The organism is Streptococcus sp. HMSC072D03 (assembly GCF_001812855.1).
Lineage (GTDB): Bacteria > Bacillota > Bacilli > Lactobacillales > Streptococcaceae > Streptococcus > Streptococcus salivarius_D.
Window position 1 is genome coordinate 76,559 of sequence record NZ_KV810610.1, and the last position, 17,947, is coordinate 94,505.

Here is a 17,947-nt window from a genome sequence, read left to right on the forward strand (position 1 = left end):
AAGAGTGAGGCAGGTTCAAGCACTCCAGTTTCCGAAGCATCAACTAGTGAAGTAGTTTCTGAGACTTCAACATCAGAAACACCAAAGAGTGAGGAAAGTTCAAGCACTCCAGTTTCAGAAACACCAAAGAGTGAAGAAAACTCAAGTACTTCAATTTCCGAGACATCAAACAGTGAAGTAGTTTCCGAAACTTCAGCATCAGAAACACCAAAGAGTGAAGCAAGCTCAAGCGCCCCAGTTTCCGAGACTTCTAACAGTGAAGTGATCTCAGAGTCTTCAGTTTCAGAAACACCAAAGAGTGAGGCAGGTTCAAGCACTCCAGTTTCTGAGACATCAACTAGTGAAGTAGTTTCTGAAACTTCAGCATCAGAAACACCAAATAGTGAGGCAAGTTCAAGCACTCCGGTTTCCGAAGCATCAACAAGTGAAGTAATTTCCGAGACATCAGCATCAGAAACACCAAAGAGTGAGGAAAGTTCAAGCACTCCAGTTTCTGAATCCTCAACAAGTGAAGTGGCTTCCGAAACTTCAGCATCAGAAACACCAAAGAGTGAGGGAAGCTCAACTGCTCCAGCCTCTGAGTCACCAAAGAATGAGGAAACTTCAGTAGCTTCATCTACTAGTCAGGTTGACGTAGCAATTACTTCTGACAGCCCAGAGAAATCTCCAACTTCAGAAAGTACACAAAAGGATCCGATTAGCGAGGTTTCTTCAGAAGTTATTGAAAAAGGTTCAACAAGTCAGGTCGATGTCAATGTTTCTGAAGCTCCAACAACAGCACGTACATCTGAAGTTGTCAGCATCTCCCCAAATAGTCAGGTCGCTTATAACAATGACCTAAAAATCTCTGTAACAAGCAGTCAGCTCGCCTCAGAAGCTATTCGCTTTAATTCTCTTTTGAATGAGAAGTCTGTGGATGTGATTGCAAGTAAAGTTATGGCGGTTATGGCCTCTGAAACATTAGCCTCAGAAGCGGCATCACTTACAAGCTCTGAAGGTGTTGCCAAAGAGATTAGCAGTGATTTGTCAGAATTGGCGGAAAGCAAGAAGGATGACACACCTAAGAATGTCGCCCGTATTGATAAAGCAACTGAGGCAAAACAGGTGGCCAAGAGTTCTGAAAGCCAGGCTAGCACTTCAAAAGAAAAAGGTAAGTCTAATACGACAACGGTCTTCCTTCTTGTCGGAGTTGCTGCAGCACTAAGTATATCTACAGTTTATCTTACAAAACAAGGTAAAAAAGCAGGTAAATAATAGGTAAGAAACATCCATTAAATTGGGTGTTTTTGTTTTTAAGCAAGCTCTAAGATACCTAATATCATTATTCTTTATTTTTAATCATCCACTTTGATTTGGTCCTGTATAATTAAAGTGATAAGAAAAATTAAGGAGTTAAGTGATGAAAGAAAAAAGAAATAGTAGGATTCGTTTATTTGCTCTTCTTGTTTTAGTATTTACTTTAGGATTCGGATTTTCATTTGATACTAGCAAACAATCTTCGGCTGTGAGCTCTCAAGTGGTTCAAGCGGATGAGAACAATGGTATCTTGACTTTTAATGGTCAAAAGCAGTTTGTCATGGAGGAGAAGGACCAGTTAGGACGTGCCCACAGTGCTCATATACAGTTACAAGATAAGGACGAGCCGAAGAATAAGCGTCCCGGTAAAATAAAATATGATCCTGTAGGATGGCATAACTATAAGTTTTATTATGGTGACGGTAAATCAAAATCTTGGCTAATGAATCGAGGGCATTTGATTGGCTATCAGTTTTCTGGTGTCAATGACGAGGGCAAGAATTTAGTGCCTATGACTGCCTGGTTGAATTCTGGAAATTATAAAGGAACCGACGAAGGTAATCAGTCAGGTATGCTTTATTACGAGAATCGCTTGGATAACTGGCTAGCACTCCACCCTAACTATTGGTTAGACTATAAGGTAACAGCTATCTACAGTGGAGATGAGTTGTTGCCTCGTCAAGTAGAACTTCAGTATGTTGGTATTGATGGTTCTGGAAATCTCTTGGAAATTAAACTTGGTGGAGATAAGGAGACTCTTGACAGTCAGGGAGTTACGCATGTTATCTTGGATAACCAATCACCAAATGCAAAAATCAATTATGCAGATGGGACAGCGACAAATACGGTTACTGAATTTACTGAAGCGCCATCTGAGCCTAGTTCTGAGAGTTCACAGGTGACTGAACAACCAAGTTCTGAGCCAGAGCCTGTGCAACCTTCACAAGAAGAAAGTCGAACAGTTTATGTGGCGCGTCATGGAACAGCAGATGTTTATTGGTATGACATCAACAGTATGCCTAGCAATACCAACAAAGCAAATGTCGTTACAATGACAGAGGCAGATGCCCTAGCCCAAGGTAAACGACACACGTCTAAAGAGTAATACAAAAGCTGGACATCTTGTCCAGTTTTTTTGTAAAACGACTCAGATTTTACCACTTTCATCTGAAAATTTGATATACTGAGACTATCAAAGATACTTGAAAGAGAGGTTAATTGACTCTTTTTCAGTACAAGAAAGGAATAGAAATATGATTTGGATTATTATTGCCATTATCGTTGTTCTTGTAATTTTTGTTATTGCAAGTTATAACGGCTTGGTTAAAAGCCGTATGCAGACTAAGGAGGCATGGAGTCAAATTGATGTTCAATTGAAACGTCGTAATGACCTTCTTCCTAACTTGATTGAAACTGTTAAAGGTTATGCAAAATACGAAGGTTCAACGCTTGAAAAAGTAGCAGAACTTCGTAATCAAGTAGCAGCGGCGACTTCGCCAGCAGAAGCGATGCGTGCTAGTGATGAATTGACACGCCAGGTTTCTGGAATCTTTGCGGTAGCTGAAAGTTACCCTGACCTTAAGGCTAGTGCAAACTTCAGCCAGCTTCAAGAAGAGTTGACGAACACTGAAAACAAAATTGCCTATTCACGTCAACTTTATAACAGTGTGACAAGTAACTACAATGTGAAATTGGAAACATTCCCAAGCAATGTTATTGCTAAGATGTTTGGCTTTAAGGCTGCTGAATTCCTTGAAACACCAGAAGAAGAAAAAGCTGTTCCTAAGGTTGATTTCAGTGGACTAGGTAACTAATATGTTATTTGATCAGATTGCTCGAAATAAGAGAAAGACTTGGCTTTTGCTCCTGGTCTTTTTCCTCTTGTTGGGCCTTGTTGGTTATGGTGTCGGCTATCTTTGGTTAGGTTCAGGCTTCGGTGGTTTGATTCTTGCTCTAGTTATCGGTTTTATCTATGCCGTTACCATGATTTTCCAATCAACCAATGTCGTTATGGCTATGAATGGTGCACGAGAGGTTGATGAACAAACCGCTCCAAACCTTTATCATGTGGTTGAGGATATGGCTATGGTAGCACAAATCCCAATGCCACGTGTCTTTATTGTCAATGATCCTTCTATGAATGCTTTTGCGACTGGATCAAGCCCTAAGAATGCTGCAGTAGCTGCTACAACCGGTCTTCTTGCAGTTATGAATCGTGAGGAGCTTGAAGGGGTTATCGGACATGAAGTGAGTCATATTCGCAACTACGATATCCGAATCTCTACCATAGCAGTTGCCTTAGCATCTGCCATTACCATGCTAGCTGGGATGGCTCGTAATATGATGTTCTGGGGTGGAGGCCGTCGTAGAAATGATGATGACCGTAATGGAAGTAGCGGTTTGGAAATTATTCTTCTCATTATTTCCTTGATTGCCATTATTTTGGCGCCTTTGGCAGCTACCCTGGTTCAGTTGGCTATTTCACGTCAGCGTGAATTTCTAGCTGATGCTTCTAGCGTCGAATTGACACGTAACCCACAAGGTATGATTAATGCTCTGCTTAAACTTGATCATAGTGAACCGATGCAACATCACGTAGATGATGCTAGCGCAGCTCTCTATATCAACGATCCTAAAAAGGAATCTGGTTTGCAGAAGCTCTTTTATACGCACCCACCAATTTCAGAACGGGTGGAACGCTTGAAACAAATGTAAAAAAAGTGAGACTGATGACACTTCTAAGGGTGTTTATCAGCCTCGCTTTTTTAGTTTGATTCAATATAAAGGTTGCTAGCAACAGTTTCTGGAATTTGAATTTCTTTTCCATCAATATTCAGGCGGTAGAGTTGTGTAAAAGGGTCAAAGCCTTTCAAGGTAAAAGTTACTCCAATTTTAAGACCGACAGTTTCCAAATAATGGAGTAAATCAATTTGATCCTGAACTCGACGAAGTACATAGTCTCCAGGAGTTAGGTCTTGTGTAAAAGTCTGGTTGTAGATTTCCTCTATGAGCTGGCCTGACTTGGGGATTCGCCCACCGTGTGGACAGGTTTGGGGGTAATTGAGTAGGCGGTCAAGGGCATTGATAAAGTGTTCAGAGACAGTATGCTCTAAAATTTCAGCCTCTTGATGAATTAGGTCACAAGTATATTGCAAGTGGTCCACCAAAAAGACTTCGATGAGGCGATGTTTCCGATAGAGTTCAGCAACATTGATTTTACCAGTTTTCGTTAGAAGATAGCCCTTGACTTTGTCTTTGATGATGAGGTCTTCAGAAATCAATTTCTTAATCATTTCCGTCACAGCAGGTGGAGACACCTGCATACGGTTTGCGATTTCCTTATTGCTTATTTTGCTTTCTTCAGTACCAATCTCATAGATACATTTGAGGTAGTCTTCTTTGTTAGGTGTCATTTCTCTTCCTTTGAAAATAGTCTCACCTTAGTATAACAGATTTATCATAAGAATACAGAATATTTCTTAGATAAGATTTTTACTGATTCAAGCCTTGGGTGATTTTATCCAGATTATATTTCATCATGTTGTAGTAGCTATCACCGTTTTGCCCTTTTTCAGCAATAGAATCTGTAAAAATTTTTGCATAAATAGGAATATTGGTATCCTTAGCGACTGTTTTCATAGGGCGGTCATCGACACTAGATTCGACAAAGAGTGCTGGCACCTTGGTTTGACGGAGTTTTTCCACAAGCGTTTTGATTTGGTCTGGTGTACCTTCTTCTTCAGTATTGATTTCCCATATGTAGGCAGATGGTACTCCATAGGCTTTAGAGAAGTATTTGAAACATCCTTCACTAGTGACAATTAGTTTTTTTTCATCGGGAATGTTGTTAAAGGTCTCTTTAGCTTCTTGGTCCAGTTTACTAAGCTTGTTAGTATAGGTTTTTAGATTCTTTTCGTAATAGGTCTTGTTTTTTGGGTCCTTAGCGATGAGTTGCTTAGCAATATTTTGTGCATAAATAATCCCATTTTCCAGATTAAGCCAAGCGTGGGGATCCTCCTTACCTTTTTCTGACTGACCTTCAAGGTAAATCACCTCAACACCATCACTAACTGCAAAATAATCTTTGTTTTCTGTCTTATGGGCATTCTTGACCAACTTAGTAAACCAGGCATTCCCACCAGTTTCTAAATTGATACCGTTATAAAAAATCAAGTCAGCTTGTGACGTCTTCTTTACATCATCAGGAAGAGGTTCATATTCGTGAGGGTCCTTACCAACCGGGACAATACTGTGGAGAGTGATTTTATCTCCAGCAATATTTTTGGTGATATCGGCAATAATGGAATTAGTCGTAACAACTCGTAATTTATCTTTGCTACTGTCTTGTTTATTATTACACGCTGCTAAAGCAACTACCGCTAAAAGTAATAGTGCCATTGTTGATAGTATTTTTTTCATAGATAGTATTTTTTTCATATTATTTTCATCCTTTTATTTTATTGTTGATAAGTCTTATTCATGCCACTCTGTTTAGGGACGATGAAAAAGCTGATGAGAAAGAGAAGGGCAGATGTTAACACAATGCTTGAACCGGCCGCAATGTTAAAACTATAGCCTATAAAAAGACCTAGAACAGAGGCTAGGGCCCCAAAAACTGATGAGAGGAGAATCATGGTTTTAAGACTATTAGCATATAAGTAGGCGGTAGCAGCCGGTGTGATTAAAAGAGCCACAATAAGAATAGTGCCAACACTTTGCATAGCAGTCACAGCAACCAAGGTGAGAATAACCATAAGTAAGTAATGGTAGAAGGTGACTCTAACTCCAATAGACTTAGCTAAGATTGGATCAAAGGATGTCAGGAGTAGAGGACGAAAGAAAATTTTTATTGTTGTTAGTACGAGAAGGGCAACGGCAATCGTTATCCACATATCCAAGTCTTGTACAGCTAGAATATTTCCAAAGAGAATATGAAAGAGATCTGTGGAACTATTTGCGACACCTATGAGAATAATGCCAAGAGCTAGAAAGCTTGAAAAGGTAATACCGATTGCTGTGTCACTCTTAATAATGGAATTGCTTTTGATATAGGTAATTATTGTAGAAGCTAAAAGACCGAAGACGATGGCTCCTATGAAAAAATTGATACCTAAGATAAAGGAAATGGCTACGCCAGGTAAAACCGCATGTGAAATCGCATCACCCATTAGTGACATACCTCTTAGAATAATAAAACAACCAACAGCCCCCCCGACAATTCCAATAACTAAAGCCGTTATAAGGGCGTTCTGCAAGAAGTGGAAATTTAGCAAACCATCAATAAATTCAGAAAACATTTGCATCTCCTTTATAAAATAAACTGTTACCGTAGGTTTTACGGAGATTATCCTCATTAAAAATAAGATTAGTAGGCCCGCTAGCAATCAATTTACGATTGAGGAGGATGACTTGGTCAAAATAATGAGGGACCTTACTCAAATCATGGTGAACAATGAGAATAAGCTTTCCTTGTTTCTTAAGTTCCCTCAAGGTGTTCATGATAATATCTTCACTAACAGAATCGATCCCAACGAAGGGCTCATCTAATAGGAGGACATCTGCCTCTTGTACAAGACAACGAGCAATCAGAACCCGTTGAAATTGGCCCCCTGATAATTGGCTTATCTGGCGATGGGCCAGATCATTTAAACCGAGTAGAGCTAAAGCTTTTGTGACCTTAGACCAATCTCTTTTAGTTAGACGTTTAAAGAACTTGGTTTTGGAATAGAGGCCTAGAGAGACGCACTCTTTGACAGTAATTGGAAAGTTAAAATCAATTTCCGCCTTTTGTGCAACATAGGAAAGACGATTTAATTGCTGACGAATAGGCTGTTTATTGAATAGGAATTGCCCGGAGTGAGGGATAATACCAATAAGTGCTTTAATTAGGGTTGATTTGCCAGCACCATTAGGACCAATAATTCCGGTGATACTTGGTCCGTCTAGGTTTAAGGTGATATTATCTAGAGCCAATGTCTGTTGGTAAGACACATTAATATTTTCGATTTGGATCATTAGTTGCCTCCTTAAGTTTAATATACTTTAAAATAATAATTAAGTCAAGTTAACTTTTATAATTAACATAACTTAATTATTTAGTGTTATCAAGATGACAGAGGATAGTGAATGAGAGTACACTTTTTATATCAAATATTCAGCCTGCTCAAACTGTTTGATATTTGGGAGAGGCAACAAGGAACATTATTTTCTACAATTTGTATGATCTCACTCTGTATTTCAAGAAATCTTTAGTTTTTATTTTTAAAAACTAGTCATATTTCTTTATTTCTGGCATAATAGATATATGAAACTAACGATTCAACGAATGGCTCGGATAGCTATTCTGTCAGCTCTGGCAGTAGGATTACGGTCAGCATTTATAGGATTGCCAAATATTCAGCCTATTACAGCTATGTTTTTTGTGGCTGTTCTTTATTTGGGTTTGGTAGATGGTCTATTGATTATGGCTTTAACCATGGCCATCTCAGGATTCATCTTTGGTTTTGGTCCCTGGGTCTTTAATCAGATTCTGGCCTTCGGCGTCTTAATGGCTCTTTGGAGTTTGATTGCACCTAGGTTATCACTTGTCTGGCAGATTGCTTTGGTAACTTTTTTGTCCTTTTTCTATGGGGTTCTCCTTGATTATGGGTATGGTCTTCTATTTAAAAGTGGGATTACCTTTGTTATTTCTGGTCTACTTTACGACACCTATCATGCAGTATCGACGCTTCTATTTTATCCATTCATCCAGTCTATTTTTAGGAGGTTTTTGAAATGAAAAAATTATTAACTTATCTCTTTCTTGCCTTATCACTTGTTACCCTAGCAGCCTGTGGAAAAAATGAGGCAGCTAAACTTACTAGTAGCACAAACAATCATCAGTCTAAGGTTCAAGGTCAGGTGACTTTGATTTTGAAAACGGAAAAGGAAAGTAAGAAAAAATCAGTAGAAATCCAAAAAGGGGATACAGTGCTTGATGTCTTGGAAGAGGTATATCCTGTTCAAGAAAATGATGGCTTCATCACTGAGATTGATGGTATTTCTCAAGATAAAGATAAGGGCATCTATTGGATGTTTGATGTTAATGGGAAACTTGGTGAAAAAGCAGCCAACCAACTTAAGGTTGAAGATGGCGATGAAATCAAATTCTATCAAAAAAAGTATAATTAAGATTCTGAACTCTGTTTCAGAGTCTTTTTTTAATAAAGTTCGGAAATGGGCTTAAAAAATTGTTTGGAAAAGTCGGAAAATTGCAAAATAACTGACGATTTAAAGGAAAATAGTTTACTTTTGTTTTAAAAGTGATATGATAAAAGGGTACTACATAAAGTAAGGAGAATACGGTTTGGCTTTTAACAAATTGGAAAGCAGTAACAACCAGGAAATCATCTCTGAAGAAGTTGGTATCTTGAAAGAATTGTTGGATGATGCAACACGAGGCATGGCTGGAGAGCAAGGTCTCACAACTATCCAACATTTGGTTGAACTTTATGATGAAGGTGACTATGTGGCCCTTACACAAGCCATTTCAGAAATGACGAATGACGATATGGTCGTTGCATCACGTTATTTCTCTTTGTTACCTCTCTTGATTAATATCTCTGAGGACGTGGATTTGGCTTATGAAGTCAACCACAAGAACAATATTGATGAATCTTATCTAGGTAAGTTGTCTGAAACCTTTGATGTTGTCGCTGAAAGTGATAATGCACGTGACATTCTTGAACATGTCAATGTCGTGCCAGTATTGACAGCCCACCCAACTCAGGTTCAACGTAAAACTATGCTTGAATTGACTAACCACATTCACGAACTTCTTCGTAAGCATCGTGATGTTAAGGCTGGTCTTATTAACAAGGATAAATGGTATGCAGATTTGCGTCGTTATGTAGAAATTATGATGCAAACAGATATCATTCGTGAGAAAAAACTTAAGGTTAAAAACGAAATCACTAACGTTATGGAGTATTATAACTCCTCATTGATTAAGGCGATTACGAACCTATCACATGAATTCAAACGTTTAGCGGTTGAAAAAGGTATTGAACTTGACAATCCAACACCTATTACTATGGGTATGTGGATTGGTGGTGACCGTGACGGGAACCCATTTGTAACAGCAGAAACTCTTAAACTTTCTGCAACATTGCAAAGTGAAGTTATCCTCAACTACTATATCGAAAAAGTTGATAATCTTTACCGTTCATTCTCCCTCTCATCACGCTTGACTGAGGTTTCAGATACAGTAGCAGAGATGGCGAAACATTCTCCAGATACATCTGTTTATCGTGAAAATGAACCTTACCGTCGTGCTTTCAGTTACATCCAGTCTAAGTTGATTCAAACACTTCTTTTCTTTAAAGAAGGGAACTTCAGCAAGGAAAGAGTTGCTAAACGCCTTTCTGAAAATGTTCGTCTGGGTTCGGCTTCAACAGGTGAAGTAGTAGCTGATTACGTGCAACAACGTCTCAGCCAAAGTCTTCAAGCTGTCTCACAACAAACAACAGAATTCTACGAAACAGCAGATGCCTTCCATGATGATCTTTTGGCAATCAAAAATTCACTTCTTGAAAACGACGATGCTGTCTTGATTTCAGGTGATTTCGAAGAGCTTCTTCAAGCTGTAGAAGTCTTTGGTTTCTATCTTGCTACAATCGATATGCGTCAAGATTCAAGTGTTCATGAAGCATGTGTAGCAGAGTTGCTTAAATCTGCAAATATTGTTGATAACTATAGTGAATTAACAGAGGTTGAAAAGGTTGCTGTTCTTCTTAAAGAATTGCAAGAAGATCCTCGTACCTTGTCATCAACTAATGTGCCTAAGTCTGAAACACTTGAAAAAGAATTGGCAATCTTCCGCACTGCTCGTCTCTTGAAAGACTATATCGGTGAAGATGTCATCAAACAACATATCATTTCTCACACTGAGAGCGTTTCTGATATGTTTGAGTTGGCTATCCTTCTTAAAGAAGTTGGTTTGGTTGATACTGAACGTGCGCGTGTCCAAATTGTTCCACTTTTTGAAACTATCGAAGACTTGGAAAACTCTAATGATATCATGAAACAATATCTTGGTTATGATATCGTTAAACGTTGGATCAAGAATAGTAACAACTACCAAGAAATCATGTTGGGTTACTCAGACTCTAACAAAGATGGTGGTTACTTGTCTTCAGGTTGGACGCTTTACAAAGCTCAAAATGAGTTGACTAAGATTGGTGAAGAGCGTGGCATTAAGATTACCTTCTTCCATGGCCGTGGTGGTACTGTCGGTCGTGGTGGTGGCCCATCATACGATGCTATTACGTCTCAACCATTTGGTACCATTAAGGACCGTATCCGTTTGACTGAGCAAGGTGAAGTTATCGGTAATAAATATGGTAATAAGGATGCTGCCTACTACAATCTTGAAATGCTTGTTTCAGCTGCCCTTGACCGTATGGTAACACGTCAAATTGCCGACCCAGATGAATTGGTTGATTTCCGTGAAATTATGGACGGTATTGTTCATGATTCTAATGTTATCTATCGTGATCTTGTCTTTGGAAACGAACATTTCTATGATTACTTCTTTGAAGCAAGCCCTATTAAAGAAGTCTCAAGTTTGAATATCGGTTCTCGTCCAGCGGCTCGTAAGACAATTACTGAGATTTCTGGTCTTCGTGCGATTCCTTGGGTATTCTCATGGTCACAAAATCGTATCATGTTCCCAGGTTGGTATGGTGTGGGTTCTGCCTTTAATCGCTTTATCCAAGCTGAAGAAGGCAACCTCGAGAAACTTCAACATATGTTTGAAACATGGCCATTCTTCCGTTCACTTTTGTCAAACGTGGACATGGTGCTTTCAAAATCAGACATGAATATCGCCTTCCACTATGCACAATTGGCAGAGAGTGAAGAAGTACGCAGTGTCTTCAATATTATTTTGGATGAGTGGCAGATGACTAAGGATGTTATTCTTGCCATTGAAAAACATGATGGCTTCCTTGATGAGAGTCCATCGCTTAAAGCAAGTTTGGACTTCCGTTTGCCATACTTCAATGTCTTGAACTACATCCAAATTGAATTGATTAAACGTCTTCGTAACAATGATTTGACCGATGACGAAATTAGCCTTATTCACATTACTATCAATGGTATTGCAACAGGTCTTCGTAACTCTGGTTAATAAAGTAAAGTTCATCACTTTGGTGGTGGGCTTTTTGTTATGGTGAAAATTCTGTTATAATAAAACCATGATTGCTATGGAAACGATTGAAAAGCTGTCCAAAGAAAAGCTCCCCATGATAACGGTCTTAGCGGGCGAGGATTTAGGGCAGTATAGTCAAGCTAAAGAAAAATTTTTAAAACAAATTGGTTTTGATCCGAGTGACTTAACCTATTCTTATTTTGATATGTCTGAGACTGATTATCAAGATGCTGAGCTCGATATAGAAAGCATGCCTTTTTTTGCAGATGAGAAGGTGGTTATTTTTGATCATTTCGCAGATATGACTACTGCTAAAAAATCATATCTGGATGAGAAAGAGTTGAAGCGCCTTGAAAATTATCTTGAGTCTCCTGTTGAAACAACACGTCTTGTCTTGATGTCTGCAGGAAAGCTAGATGGAAAGCGTCGTTTAGTCAAACTTCTCAAGCGTGATGCCATGGTGCTTGAAGCCAGTCCCTTGAAAGATGCAGAACTTAGAACCTATTTTCAAAAGCAGGCGCATCAAGAGGGGCTTACATTTGATACAGGAGTCTTTGAGGAACTTTTGATTAAGTCAAATTTTGACTTTTCAGATGTTCAAAAAAACTTAGCTTTTCTAAAGGGATATAAAACGGAAGGAATTATCTCATCGCAAGATATTGCTGAAGCCATTCCGAAAAGTTTGCAAGATAATATTTTTGATATGACGCAACTACTTTTGCGAGGTCAGATTCAGAGTGTTCGTGAATTGGTTCATGATTTACGGCTTCAGGGTGAAGATGAGATTAAGTTGATTGCTGTGATGTTGGGACAATTTCGTACCTATTTACAGGTTAAACTCTTATCTGCTCAAGGAAAAAGTGAGCAGCAAATTGTTTCAAGTCTGTCAGATTATTTAGGGCGTAAAGTTAACCAATTTCAGGTTCGTTTTGCATTGAGAGATAGCCGTCCTTTGTCAGTAGCATTCTTAAAAATGACGATTAAGATTTTAGTAGAGACAGATTACCAGATAAAAACAGGAACTTTAGATAAAGATTACTTGTTTGATTTAGCACTTCTAAAAATCGTATCAAACCGCTAGAGATTTAGAGTCTTCTTTGATTTTGTAAGCAAAATTTTTGAAAGCTCTACCACTTTACGGTAAAATGAAGAAAAAATGAAAAGAGGACCTTTACTATGGCAATTATCCTTCCAGACCTTCCTTACGCTTACGATGCATTGGAACCATACATTGATGCTGAAACAATGACTCTTCACCACGACAAACACCACGCAACTTATGTAGCAAATGCTAATGCTGCTCTTGAAAAACACCCAGAAATTGGTGAAGATCTCGAAGCACTTTTGGCTGACGTGGAACAAATTCCAGCAGATATCCGTCAAGCACTTATTAACAATGGTGGTGGACACCTTAACCACGCACTTTTCTGGGAACTCTTGTCTCCTGAAAAACAAGAACCAACTGCAGAAGTAGCAGCTGCTATTAACGAAGCTTTCGGCTCATTTGAAGCCTTCCAAGAAGCTTTCACAGCGGCAGCAACAACTCGTTTTGGTTCAGGTTGGGCATGGCTTGTTGTTAACGCTGAAGGTAAGCTTGAAGTTGTTTCAACTGCTAACCAAGACACTCCTATCTCAGACGGTAAGAAACCAATCTTGGCACTTGATGTTTGGGAACATGCTTACTACCTAAACTACCGTAACGTACGTCCAAACTACATCAAAGCTTTCTTTGAAATCATTAACTGGAATAAAGTTGCTGAGCTTTATGCAGCAGCTAAATAAGTTTAAAATTATCCTCACTATTGGGGATGATTTTTTTGTAATATGATTGTAAAATCTCCTTGATTTTTAGTGAATTATATCTTAAACTATAATTGTTATGAAAAAAAAGGAAAAACATTCAAGCAAAAAGTATAGTGGAAATCGCCGAAAAACTAAAGATAAGAAAAAAGATTCGTTAAAACAAGACCTTCAAAAAGACACTAATAAAGATGTCAAGAAAGGCAACAAAAAAGAAGTAAAAGAAGATACTAAAAAGACTTCTAAAAAATCAGTAGACCAGAAAGCAACTGAGGAAACAGTAGTACCAGTAGAGCACAAGGAAAAAGAAGCAAAAACTGAAACTTTGGCACTTAGAAGTAAGCGCTCTAAGAAATCTAGATCAAAATCATCTCGTGATGATAAAAAAGCTTATCTTATCTTAGCTTTCCTAGGTGTTTTGGTAATTCTTTTATTTGTTGCTATGCTTGCTTTAGCAGGACGTGGTAAACAAGCTAGTAACACCGGTAGCCTTGGAAATATCTTCGGTTCTAATTCTAAAGTCACTAAAAAAGAAGACAAAGAAAAAGAGGAAAAGGTAACTCCAACTAATAAATCAGCCGAAGCTAAACAAGCAGTCATGGAAGCAGATGCAGATACCATGTATGGTAATGGATTGTATTATGATTATGCTAACATGACATTGAGCCAAGTGGTTGAAGCATTTATGGCTGACCAAGGTATTGAGTCTAGCCAAATTGCCTTTTCATATAAAAATACCAAGACAAATGAGCAATACTCTATGAATGATACTCAGCCAATGACTGCAGGATCAACTTATAAATTGCCACTAAACATGCTGGTCATGGATGAGGTTAATAAGGGCAAACTTTCTTTAACTGAACGTTTTGATATTACTAATACTGAGTATGAGTATCAGGGTGAACATGATAATTATGTTGCTGCTTTTGGTGGTTCAATGACTATTCCAGAGATGCAGGAATATTCTCTAGTTTACTCAGAGAATACACCAGCCTACGCTTTGGCAGAACGCCTTGGTGGTATGGAAAAATTCTATGGTATGCTCGATAAATACGGTAAATCAAAAGGTGAAGTGAAGACTATCCAAATGCATGGTAATAAGACAACAACGGATTATTATATCCAAGTTTTGGATTATCTTTGGAAACACCAAGAGGATTATAAAGATATTCTCAAATATTTGGGAGAGTCTTTCCCAGAATATTATTATAAAACATATAATCAAGGATTGACTATTTATCAGAAACCAGGTTATGTCCGTGAAGCCTTAAATGTTGATGCTATCGTGATGGAAGATACACCGTATCTTATAGCCATTTATACACGTTATTTAGGTGGTTCGGACGAAGAGACTTCAGAAATTAATAATGTAGGACTGCAACAATTAGAGATGCTTTGTTATGTCATTAATGAGTGGCACCGTGTTAATATGAACTAATAGAAAAAAGCCGAGGTTTATCGGCTTTTTTCTATCACAATTGAACAAAAAGTAAGGAGTACTATCCCGAGAAAAAGAAATGGAACAAATGCGATGTATTCCTTGAGATTTCTTCGTAGAAGGAAGTAAGCTAGTCCTAATAGGCAGGCAATTTCAATAATTAGTAGTGTTTTTGAAAGTGGGAAAATAAGTGAGGCACTAGCTAAGTAGAGAAAATCGCCTTCTCCAATGTTTAAACGTTTAATATAGGATATAATTGCTAATATGAGTCCTAAGGTAAAAGTGAGATAGTGGTTTCCCATGAATAGGAGCGGGAGTGTTCCAACTATCCAAATCAGAAGCGGATAGGATTTATGCTTCAAATCAAAAATTGATAAACAAAGGCTGAAGTAAAGAAAGTAGGTTACTTCAAGACTCAAAAAGTCATAGAAATATAGCAGGCATATTACTCCACAAAATAGTTCCATAAAGAGGTAACGAAGAGGTATAGAAGTCTGACATGATCGACATCGAGATCTTAAGAAAAGTTGTGAGAGGATAGGGATCATCTCGAAAAAACGCAACTGATGCTTGCAATGACTACAGTGACTACTAGGAAAAATAATCGACTTCTCAGGGAAACGATCACAAATCAGTCCGATAAATGAACCTAAAGAGGCTCCCAGAAAAAAATAAATAATACTTAACATACCTAATTATTCGAAAAAGAGTGAGAAAAAACATTTTGCTTGCATCTTATTTAGAAATATTCTAAAATAAAAATATAAATAATAGTAATTCTAAATAAGGAGAATTAATATGGTATATTCAATTAAAGAAACAATCAATGAAACAGTTAACCAACAAGCTGAAACACCCTCAAATACAAAAACTAAAGCAGTTTTGAATCAAGCAGTTGCTGATTTGTCTGTAGCAGCTTCGATCGTTCACCAAGTTCATTGGTATATGCGTGGTCCTGGTTTCCTCTATCTTCATCCAAAAATGGATGAATTGATGGATAGTTTGAATGCTCATCTTGATGTTATTAGTGAGCGTTTGATTACTATTGGTGGGGAACCATACTCAACTTTGGTAGAATTTTCATCCAATTCAGGCTTGACTGAAACTACTGGTACATTTGATAAACCAATGTCTGATCAAATTCAATTATTGGTTGATACATACAAATATTTGTCAGTATTGTTCCAAGTTGGTTTGGATATCACAGATGAAGAAGGAGATGCTCCTTCAAATGATATCTTCACTGCAGCTAAATCTGAAATTGATAAGACAATCTGGATGTTGACTGCTGAGCTTGGACAAGCGCCAGGCTTGAGATAAGCATTTTTGAGTTAAGATGATTGTCAAGAGTTCCTCTAAAAGTGTATAATAGACGTAAAATACTTTTAGAAGAAGGGGGGGTGGCGATATGTCTGTACATCGACGTAGTCTAGGCGTTTATGAAGATGTCCTAAATCAGTTAAAAGCTAAAGGAATTCGGTTGACGGAATCTCGTAAAGCTGTTATTCGCTATTTGATGATGTCTGATCAACATCCTAGTGCAGATGTGATATATTATGACCTACTCCCTGACAATCCTGGGATGAGTTTAGCGACGGTCTATAACAACCTGAAGGTGTTGGTTGAAGAAGGGATTGTCTCTGAAATTAAGGTTAATAATGATAATACAACCTATTATGATTTTATGGGGCATGACCACTTAAACATTGTTTGTGAAAAATGTGGTCACATTACTGACTTAGACTTACCGATTCCGTCTTTCAAGGAAGAGGTAGAATCACAAACAGGATTTCGCATTACTCGTGAACAGATGATTTTACATGGGATTTGCCCGAATTGTCAAAAACCTGAGTCTAAATGACTCAGGTTTTTTTGAAGTATACAATAATCTGTAAAGGTTTTCAAAACTATCTTGTCATGGCAGAAGCTTTTTGCTAAAATATTGCTATGAAAACTTTATATGACGTTCAACAGTTGTTGAAACAGTTTGGCATAGTAGTTTACCTAGGGAAAAGGCTTTATGATATCGAAATGATGAAGATTGAGTTAGAAGCCCTCTACCAGAATGGTTTGGTGGATAAGGACAACTATCTTACTGCTGAAATGATTTTACGACGTGAACATCGCATTGAAATGGAGAAAGAAAATGAGTAAAAAACTCTTGGGAATTGACCTTGGTGGAACAACTGTTAAATTTGGTATTTTGACTTCAGAAGGTGAAGTCCAAGAAAAATGGGCGATTGAAACAAATACGCTTGAAAATGGTCGTCACATCGTCCCTAACATCGTGGAGTCTTTGAAACACCGTTTGGAAATGTACGGACTTACTGCAGAAGATTTCATTGGAATTGGTATGGGTTCTCCAGGAGCTGTTAATCGTGAAAATAAAACGGTCACTGGTGCTTTCAACTTGAACTGGGCAGAAACTCAAGAAGTTGGATCTATCATCGAAAAAGAACTCGGTATTCCATTTGCAATTGATAATGATGCTAACGTTGCTGCCCTCGGTGAACGTTGGGTTGGTGCTGGTGCTAACAATCCTGATGTTGTCTTTGTGACATTAGGAACAGGAGTTGGTGGCGGCGTTATCGCTGATGGTAACTTGATCCATGGTGTTGGCGGTGCTGGTGGTGAAATTGGCCACATTATCGTTGAGCCTGAAACAGGATTTGAATGTACTTGCGGAAACAAAGGATGCTTGGAAACTGTAGCTTCTGCAACAGGTGTCGTACGTTTGGCACGTCATTTAGCAGAAGGATATGAAGGTGACTCTTCTATTAAAGCTGCTGTAGATAATGGTGAGCAAGTAACAAGTAAAGATATTTTCGTTGCCGCTGCCGAAGGCGACAAATTTGCTGATAGCATCGTTGACAAAGTCTCTGAATACCTCGGACTTGCAACAGCAAATATCTCAAATATTCTTAACCCAGATTCAGTTGTCATCGGTGGTGGTGTTTCAGCAGCTGGTGAATTCTTGCGTAGCCGTGTCGAAGGATACTTTACACGTTATGCATTCCCACAAGTTCGCCGTACAACAAAAGTGAAATTAGCAGAACTTGGAAATGATGCTGGTATCATCGGAGCTGCTAGTCTTGCACTTACAATTGATAACTAATGAATGACAGAAGGTGTGTCTGACCAATTATAGGTGGACAGCACCTTTTTCTTGTTGAAAAACGTTTACAATTAGCTGAGCTCTGCCATTTTGTTGAAAATGTGGTATA

18 protein-coding genes and 1 pseudogene are annotated in these 17,947 nt (G+C 38.3%); 14 read left to right on the plus strand and 5 right to left on the minus strand.

Features of this window, described 5'->3' with window-relative positions; translation table 11 throughout:
• From HMPREF2877_RS00825 to htpX, 4 genes and pseudogenes are all read left to right on the plus strand, one after another.
• Window positions 1–1,254, plus strand: a pseudogene (locus tag HMPREF2877_RS00825) (alpha-1,3-glucanase); the annotation flags it as partial.
• A 145-nt stretch (window positions 1,255–1,399) separates the two neighbouring features.
• Entirely contained in the window at window positions 1,400–2,401 is a 1,002-nt protein-coding gene (locus HMPREF2877_RS00830) for a DNA/RNA non-specific endonuclease (RefSeq protein ID WP_004182746.1), read from the plus strand.
• Window positions 2,402–2,549: 148 nt separating this feature from the next.
• On the plus strand, window positions 2,550–3,110 hold the full coding sequence (locus tag HMPREF2877_RS00835; RefSeq protein WP_004182745.1) for a LemA family protein: 561 nt from the start codon (window positions 2,550–2,552) through the stop codon (window positions 3,108–3,110).
• 1 nt (window position 3,111) lies between these two features.
• Window positions 3,112–4,011 (plus strand): zinc metalloprotease HtpX, encoded by a 900-nt coding sequence (gene htpX, locus HMPREF2877_RS00840; protein WP_004182744.1) that lies wholly within the window; start codon window positions 3,112–3,114, stop codon window positions 4,009–4,011.
• Between the two features lie 50 nt (window positions 4,012–4,061).
• On the opposite strand, the gene HMPREF2877_RS00845 is transcribed toward htpX, so the two are convergent.
• The 4 genes from HMPREF2877_RS00845 to HMPREF2877_RS00860 all read right to left on the minus strand — a co-directional run bounded on the left by HMPREF2877_RS00845 (window position 4,062) and on the right by HMPREF2877_RS00860 (window position 7,311).
• Window positions 4,062–4,709 carry a metal-dependent transcriptional regulator gene (locus HMPREF2877_RS00845; protein ID WP_070578068.1) on the minus strand — a complete coding sequence of 216 codons (648 nt, stop codon included), beginning with the start codon at window positions 4,707–4,709 and terminating at the stop codon, window positions 4,062–4,064.
• A 79-nt stretch (window positions 4,710–4,788) separates the two neighbouring features.
• A complete protein-coding gene (locus HMPREF2877_RS00850) occupies window positions 4,789–5,715 on the minus strand; it encodes a metal ABC transporter substrate-binding protein (protein WP_004182742.1) in 927 nt (308 codons plus the stop codon).
• A 38-nt stretch (window positions 5,716–5,753) separates the two neighbouring features.
• On the minus strand, window positions 5,754–6,593 hold the full coding sequence (locus HMPREF2877_RS00855) for a metal ABC transporter permease (RefSeq protein ID WP_004182741.1): 840 nt from the start codon (window positions 6,591–6,593) through the stop codon (window positions 5,754–5,756).
• Window positions 6,583–7,311: a metal ABC transporter ATP-binding protein gene (locus HMPREF2877_RS00860; protein WP_013990797.1), complete on the minus strand. Its 729-nt coding sequence runs from the start codon at window positions 7,309–7,311 to the stop codon at window positions 6,583–6,585. The genes HMPREF2877_RS00855 and HMPREF2877_RS00860 overlap by 11 nt, the downstream gene beginning before the upstream one ends.
• Window positions 7,312–7,600: 289 nt before the next feature.
• On the opposite strand from HMPREF2877_RS00860, the gene HMPREF2877_RS00865 reads away from it, so the two are divergent.
• From HMPREF2877_RS00865 to HMPREF2877_RS00890, 6 genes are all read left to right on the plus strand, one after another.
• Window positions 7,601–8,074, plus strand: coding sequence for a membrane protein (locus HMPREF2877_RS00865; RefSeq protein ID WP_037605591.1), 474 nt, complete (start codon window positions 7,601–7,603; stop codon window positions 8,072–8,074).
• Window positions 8,071–8,466, plus strand: a complete 396-nt coding sequence (locus HMPREF2877_RS00870) for a DUF4430 domain-containing protein (RefSeq protein ID WP_004182738.1) — start codon at window positions 8,071–8,073, stop codon at window positions 8,464–8,466. Before HMPREF2877_RS00865 ends, HMPREF2877_RS00870 begins: the two co-directional genes overlap by 4 nt.
• 175 nt (window positions 8,467–8,641) lie before the next feature.
• The gene (gene ppc, locus HMPREF2877_RS00875) at window positions 8,642–11,464 is read left to right on the plus strand and encodes a phosphoenolpyruvate carboxylase (protein WP_004182737.1); all 2,823 of its coding nucleotides are present in this window, start codon (window positions 8,642–8,644) and stop codon (window positions 11,462–11,464) included.
• Between the two features lie 67 nt (window positions 11,465–11,531).
• Window positions 11,532–12,566 carry a DNA polymerase III subunit delta gene (holA, locus tag HMPREF2877_RS00880; protein ID WP_004182736.1) on the plus strand — a complete coding sequence of 345 codons (1,035 nt, stop codon included), beginning with the start codon at window positions 11,532–11,534 and terminating at the stop codon, window positions 12,564–12,566.
• Window positions 12,567–12,661: 95 nt separating this feature from the next.
• Window positions 12,662–13,267, plus strand: coding sequence for a superoxide dismutase SodA (sodA, locus tag HMPREF2877_RS00885; RefSeq protein WP_004182735.1), 606 nt, complete (start codon window positions 12,662–12,664; stop codon window positions 13,265–13,267).
• A 97-nt stretch (window positions 13,268–13,364) separates the two neighbouring features.
• Window positions 13,365–14,723, plus strand: a complete 1,359-nt coding sequence (locus HMPREF2877_RS00890; protein WP_013990793.1) for a serine hydrolase — start codon at window positions 13,365–13,367, stop codon at window positions 14,721–14,723.
• A gap of 17 nt (window positions 14,724–14,740) precedes the next feature.
• On the opposite strand, the gene HMPREF2877_RS10475 is transcribed toward HMPREF2877_RS00890, so the two are convergent.
• Window positions 14,741–15,412 carry a prepilin peptidase gene (locus HMPREF2877_RS10475; protein WP_004182732.1) on the minus strand — a complete coding sequence of 224 codons (672 nt, stop codon included), beginning with the start codon at window positions 15,410–15,412 and terminating at the stop codon, window positions 14,741–14,743.
• A gap of 109 nt (window positions 15,413–15,521) precedes the next feature.
• Between HMPREF2877_RS10475 and HMPREF2877_RS00895 the strand changes: the two genes are divergently transcribed.
• The 4 genes from HMPREF2877_RS00895 (at window position 15,522) to HMPREF2877_RS00910 (ending at window position 17,838) form a co-directional block, all read left to right on the plus strand.
• Window positions 15,522–16,043, plus strand: a complete 522-nt coding sequence (locus HMPREF2877_RS00895) for a Dps family protein (RefSeq protein WP_004182731.1) — start codon at window positions 15,522–15,524, stop codon at window positions 16,041–16,043.
• An 88-nt stretch (window positions 16,044–16,131) separates the two neighbouring features.
• Window positions 16,132–16,584, plus strand: a complete 453-nt coding sequence (locus tag HMPREF2877_RS00900) for a Fur family transcriptional regulator (protein WP_004182730.1) — start codon at window positions 16,132–16,134, stop codon at window positions 16,582–16,584.
• 86 nt (window positions 16,585–16,670) lie between these two features.
• Window positions 16,671–16,877 (plus strand): YqgQ family protein, encoded by a 207-nt coding sequence (locus HMPREF2877_RS00905; RefSeq protein WP_004182729.1) that lies wholly within the window; start codon window positions 16,671–16,673, stop codon window positions 16,875–16,877.
• Window positions 16,870–17,838 (plus strand): ROK family glucokinase, encoded by a 969-nt coding sequence (locus HMPREF2877_RS00910; protein WP_004182728.1) that lies wholly within the window; start codon window positions 16,870–16,872, stop codon window positions 17,836–17,838. Before HMPREF2877_RS00905 ends, HMPREF2877_RS00910 begins: the two co-directional genes overlap by 8 nt.
• Window positions 17,839–17,947: the final 109 nt, after the last annotated feature.

Bases quoted from the DNA above. Each gene is read 5' to 3' on its own strand.
- HMPREF2877_RS00910 (WP_004182728.1), top strand. From the start codon at position 16,870: ATGAGTAAAAAACTCTTGGGAATTGACCTTGGTGGAACAACTGTTAAA.
- holA (WP_004182736.1), top strand. From the start codon at position 11,532: ATGATTGCTATGGAAACGATTGAAAAGCTGTCCAAAGAAAAGCTCCCC.
- sodA (WP_004182735.1), top strand. From the start codon at position 12,662: ATGGCAATTATCCTTCCAGACCTTCCTTACGCTTACGATGCATTGGAA.
- HMPREF2877_RS00900 (WP_004182730.1), top strand. From the start codon at position 16,132: ATGTCTGTACATCGACGTAGTCTAGGCGTTTATGAAGATGTCCTAAAT.
- htpX (WP_004182744.1), top strand. From the start codon at position 3,112: ATGTTATTTGATCAGATTGCTCGAAATAAGAGAAAGACTTGGCTTTTG.
- HMPREF2877_RS00865 (WP_037605591.1), top strand. From the start codon at position 7,601: ATGAAACTAACGATTCAACGAATGGCTCGGATAGCTATTCTGTCAGCT.
- HMPREF2877_RS00845 (WP_070578068.1), bottom strand. From the start codon at position 4,709: ATGACACCTAACAAAGAAGACTACCTCAAATGTATCTATGAGATTGGT.
- HMPREF2877_RS00870 (WP_004182738.1), top strand. From the start codon at position 8,071: ATGAAAAAATTATTAACTTATCTCTTTCTTGCCTTATCACTTGTTACC.
- HMPREF2877_RS10475 (WP_004182732.1), bottom strand. From the start codon at position 15,412: ATGTTAAGTATTATTTATTTTTTTCTGGGAGCCTCTTTAGGTTCATTT.
- HMPREF2877_RS00830 (WP_004182746.1), top strand. From the start codon at position 1,400: ATGAAAGAAAAAAGAAATAGTAGGATTCGTTTATTTGCTCTTCTTGTT.
- HMPREF2877_RS00855 (WP_004182741.1), bottom strand. From the start codon at position 6,593: ATGTTTTCTGAATTTATTGATGGTTTGCTAAATTTCCACTTCTTGCAG.
- HMPREF2877_RS00905 (WP_004182729.1), top strand. From the start codon at position 16,671: ATGAAAACTTTATATGACGTTCAACAGTTGTTGAAACAGTTTGGCATA.
- HMPREF2877_RS00895 (WP_004182731.1), top strand. From the start codon at position 15,522: ATGGTATATTCAATTAAAGAAACAATCAATGAAACAGTTAACCAACAA.
- HMPREF2877_RS00835 (WP_004182745.1), top strand. From the start codon at position 2,550: ATGATTTGGATTATTATTGCCATTATCGTTGTTCTTGTAATTTTTGTT.
- HMPREF2877_RS00860 (WP_013990797.1), bottom strand. From the start codon at position 7,311: ATGATCCAAATCGAAAATATTAATGTGTCTTACCAACAGACATTGGCT.
- HMPREF2877_RS00850 (WP_004182742.1), bottom strand. From the start codon at position 5,715: ATGAAAAAAATACTATCAACAATGGCACTATTACTTTTAGCGGTAGTT.
- HMPREF2877_RS00890 (WP_013990793.1), top strand. From the start codon at position 13,365: ATGAAAAAAAAGGAAAAACATTCAAGCAAAAAGTATAGTGGAAATCGC.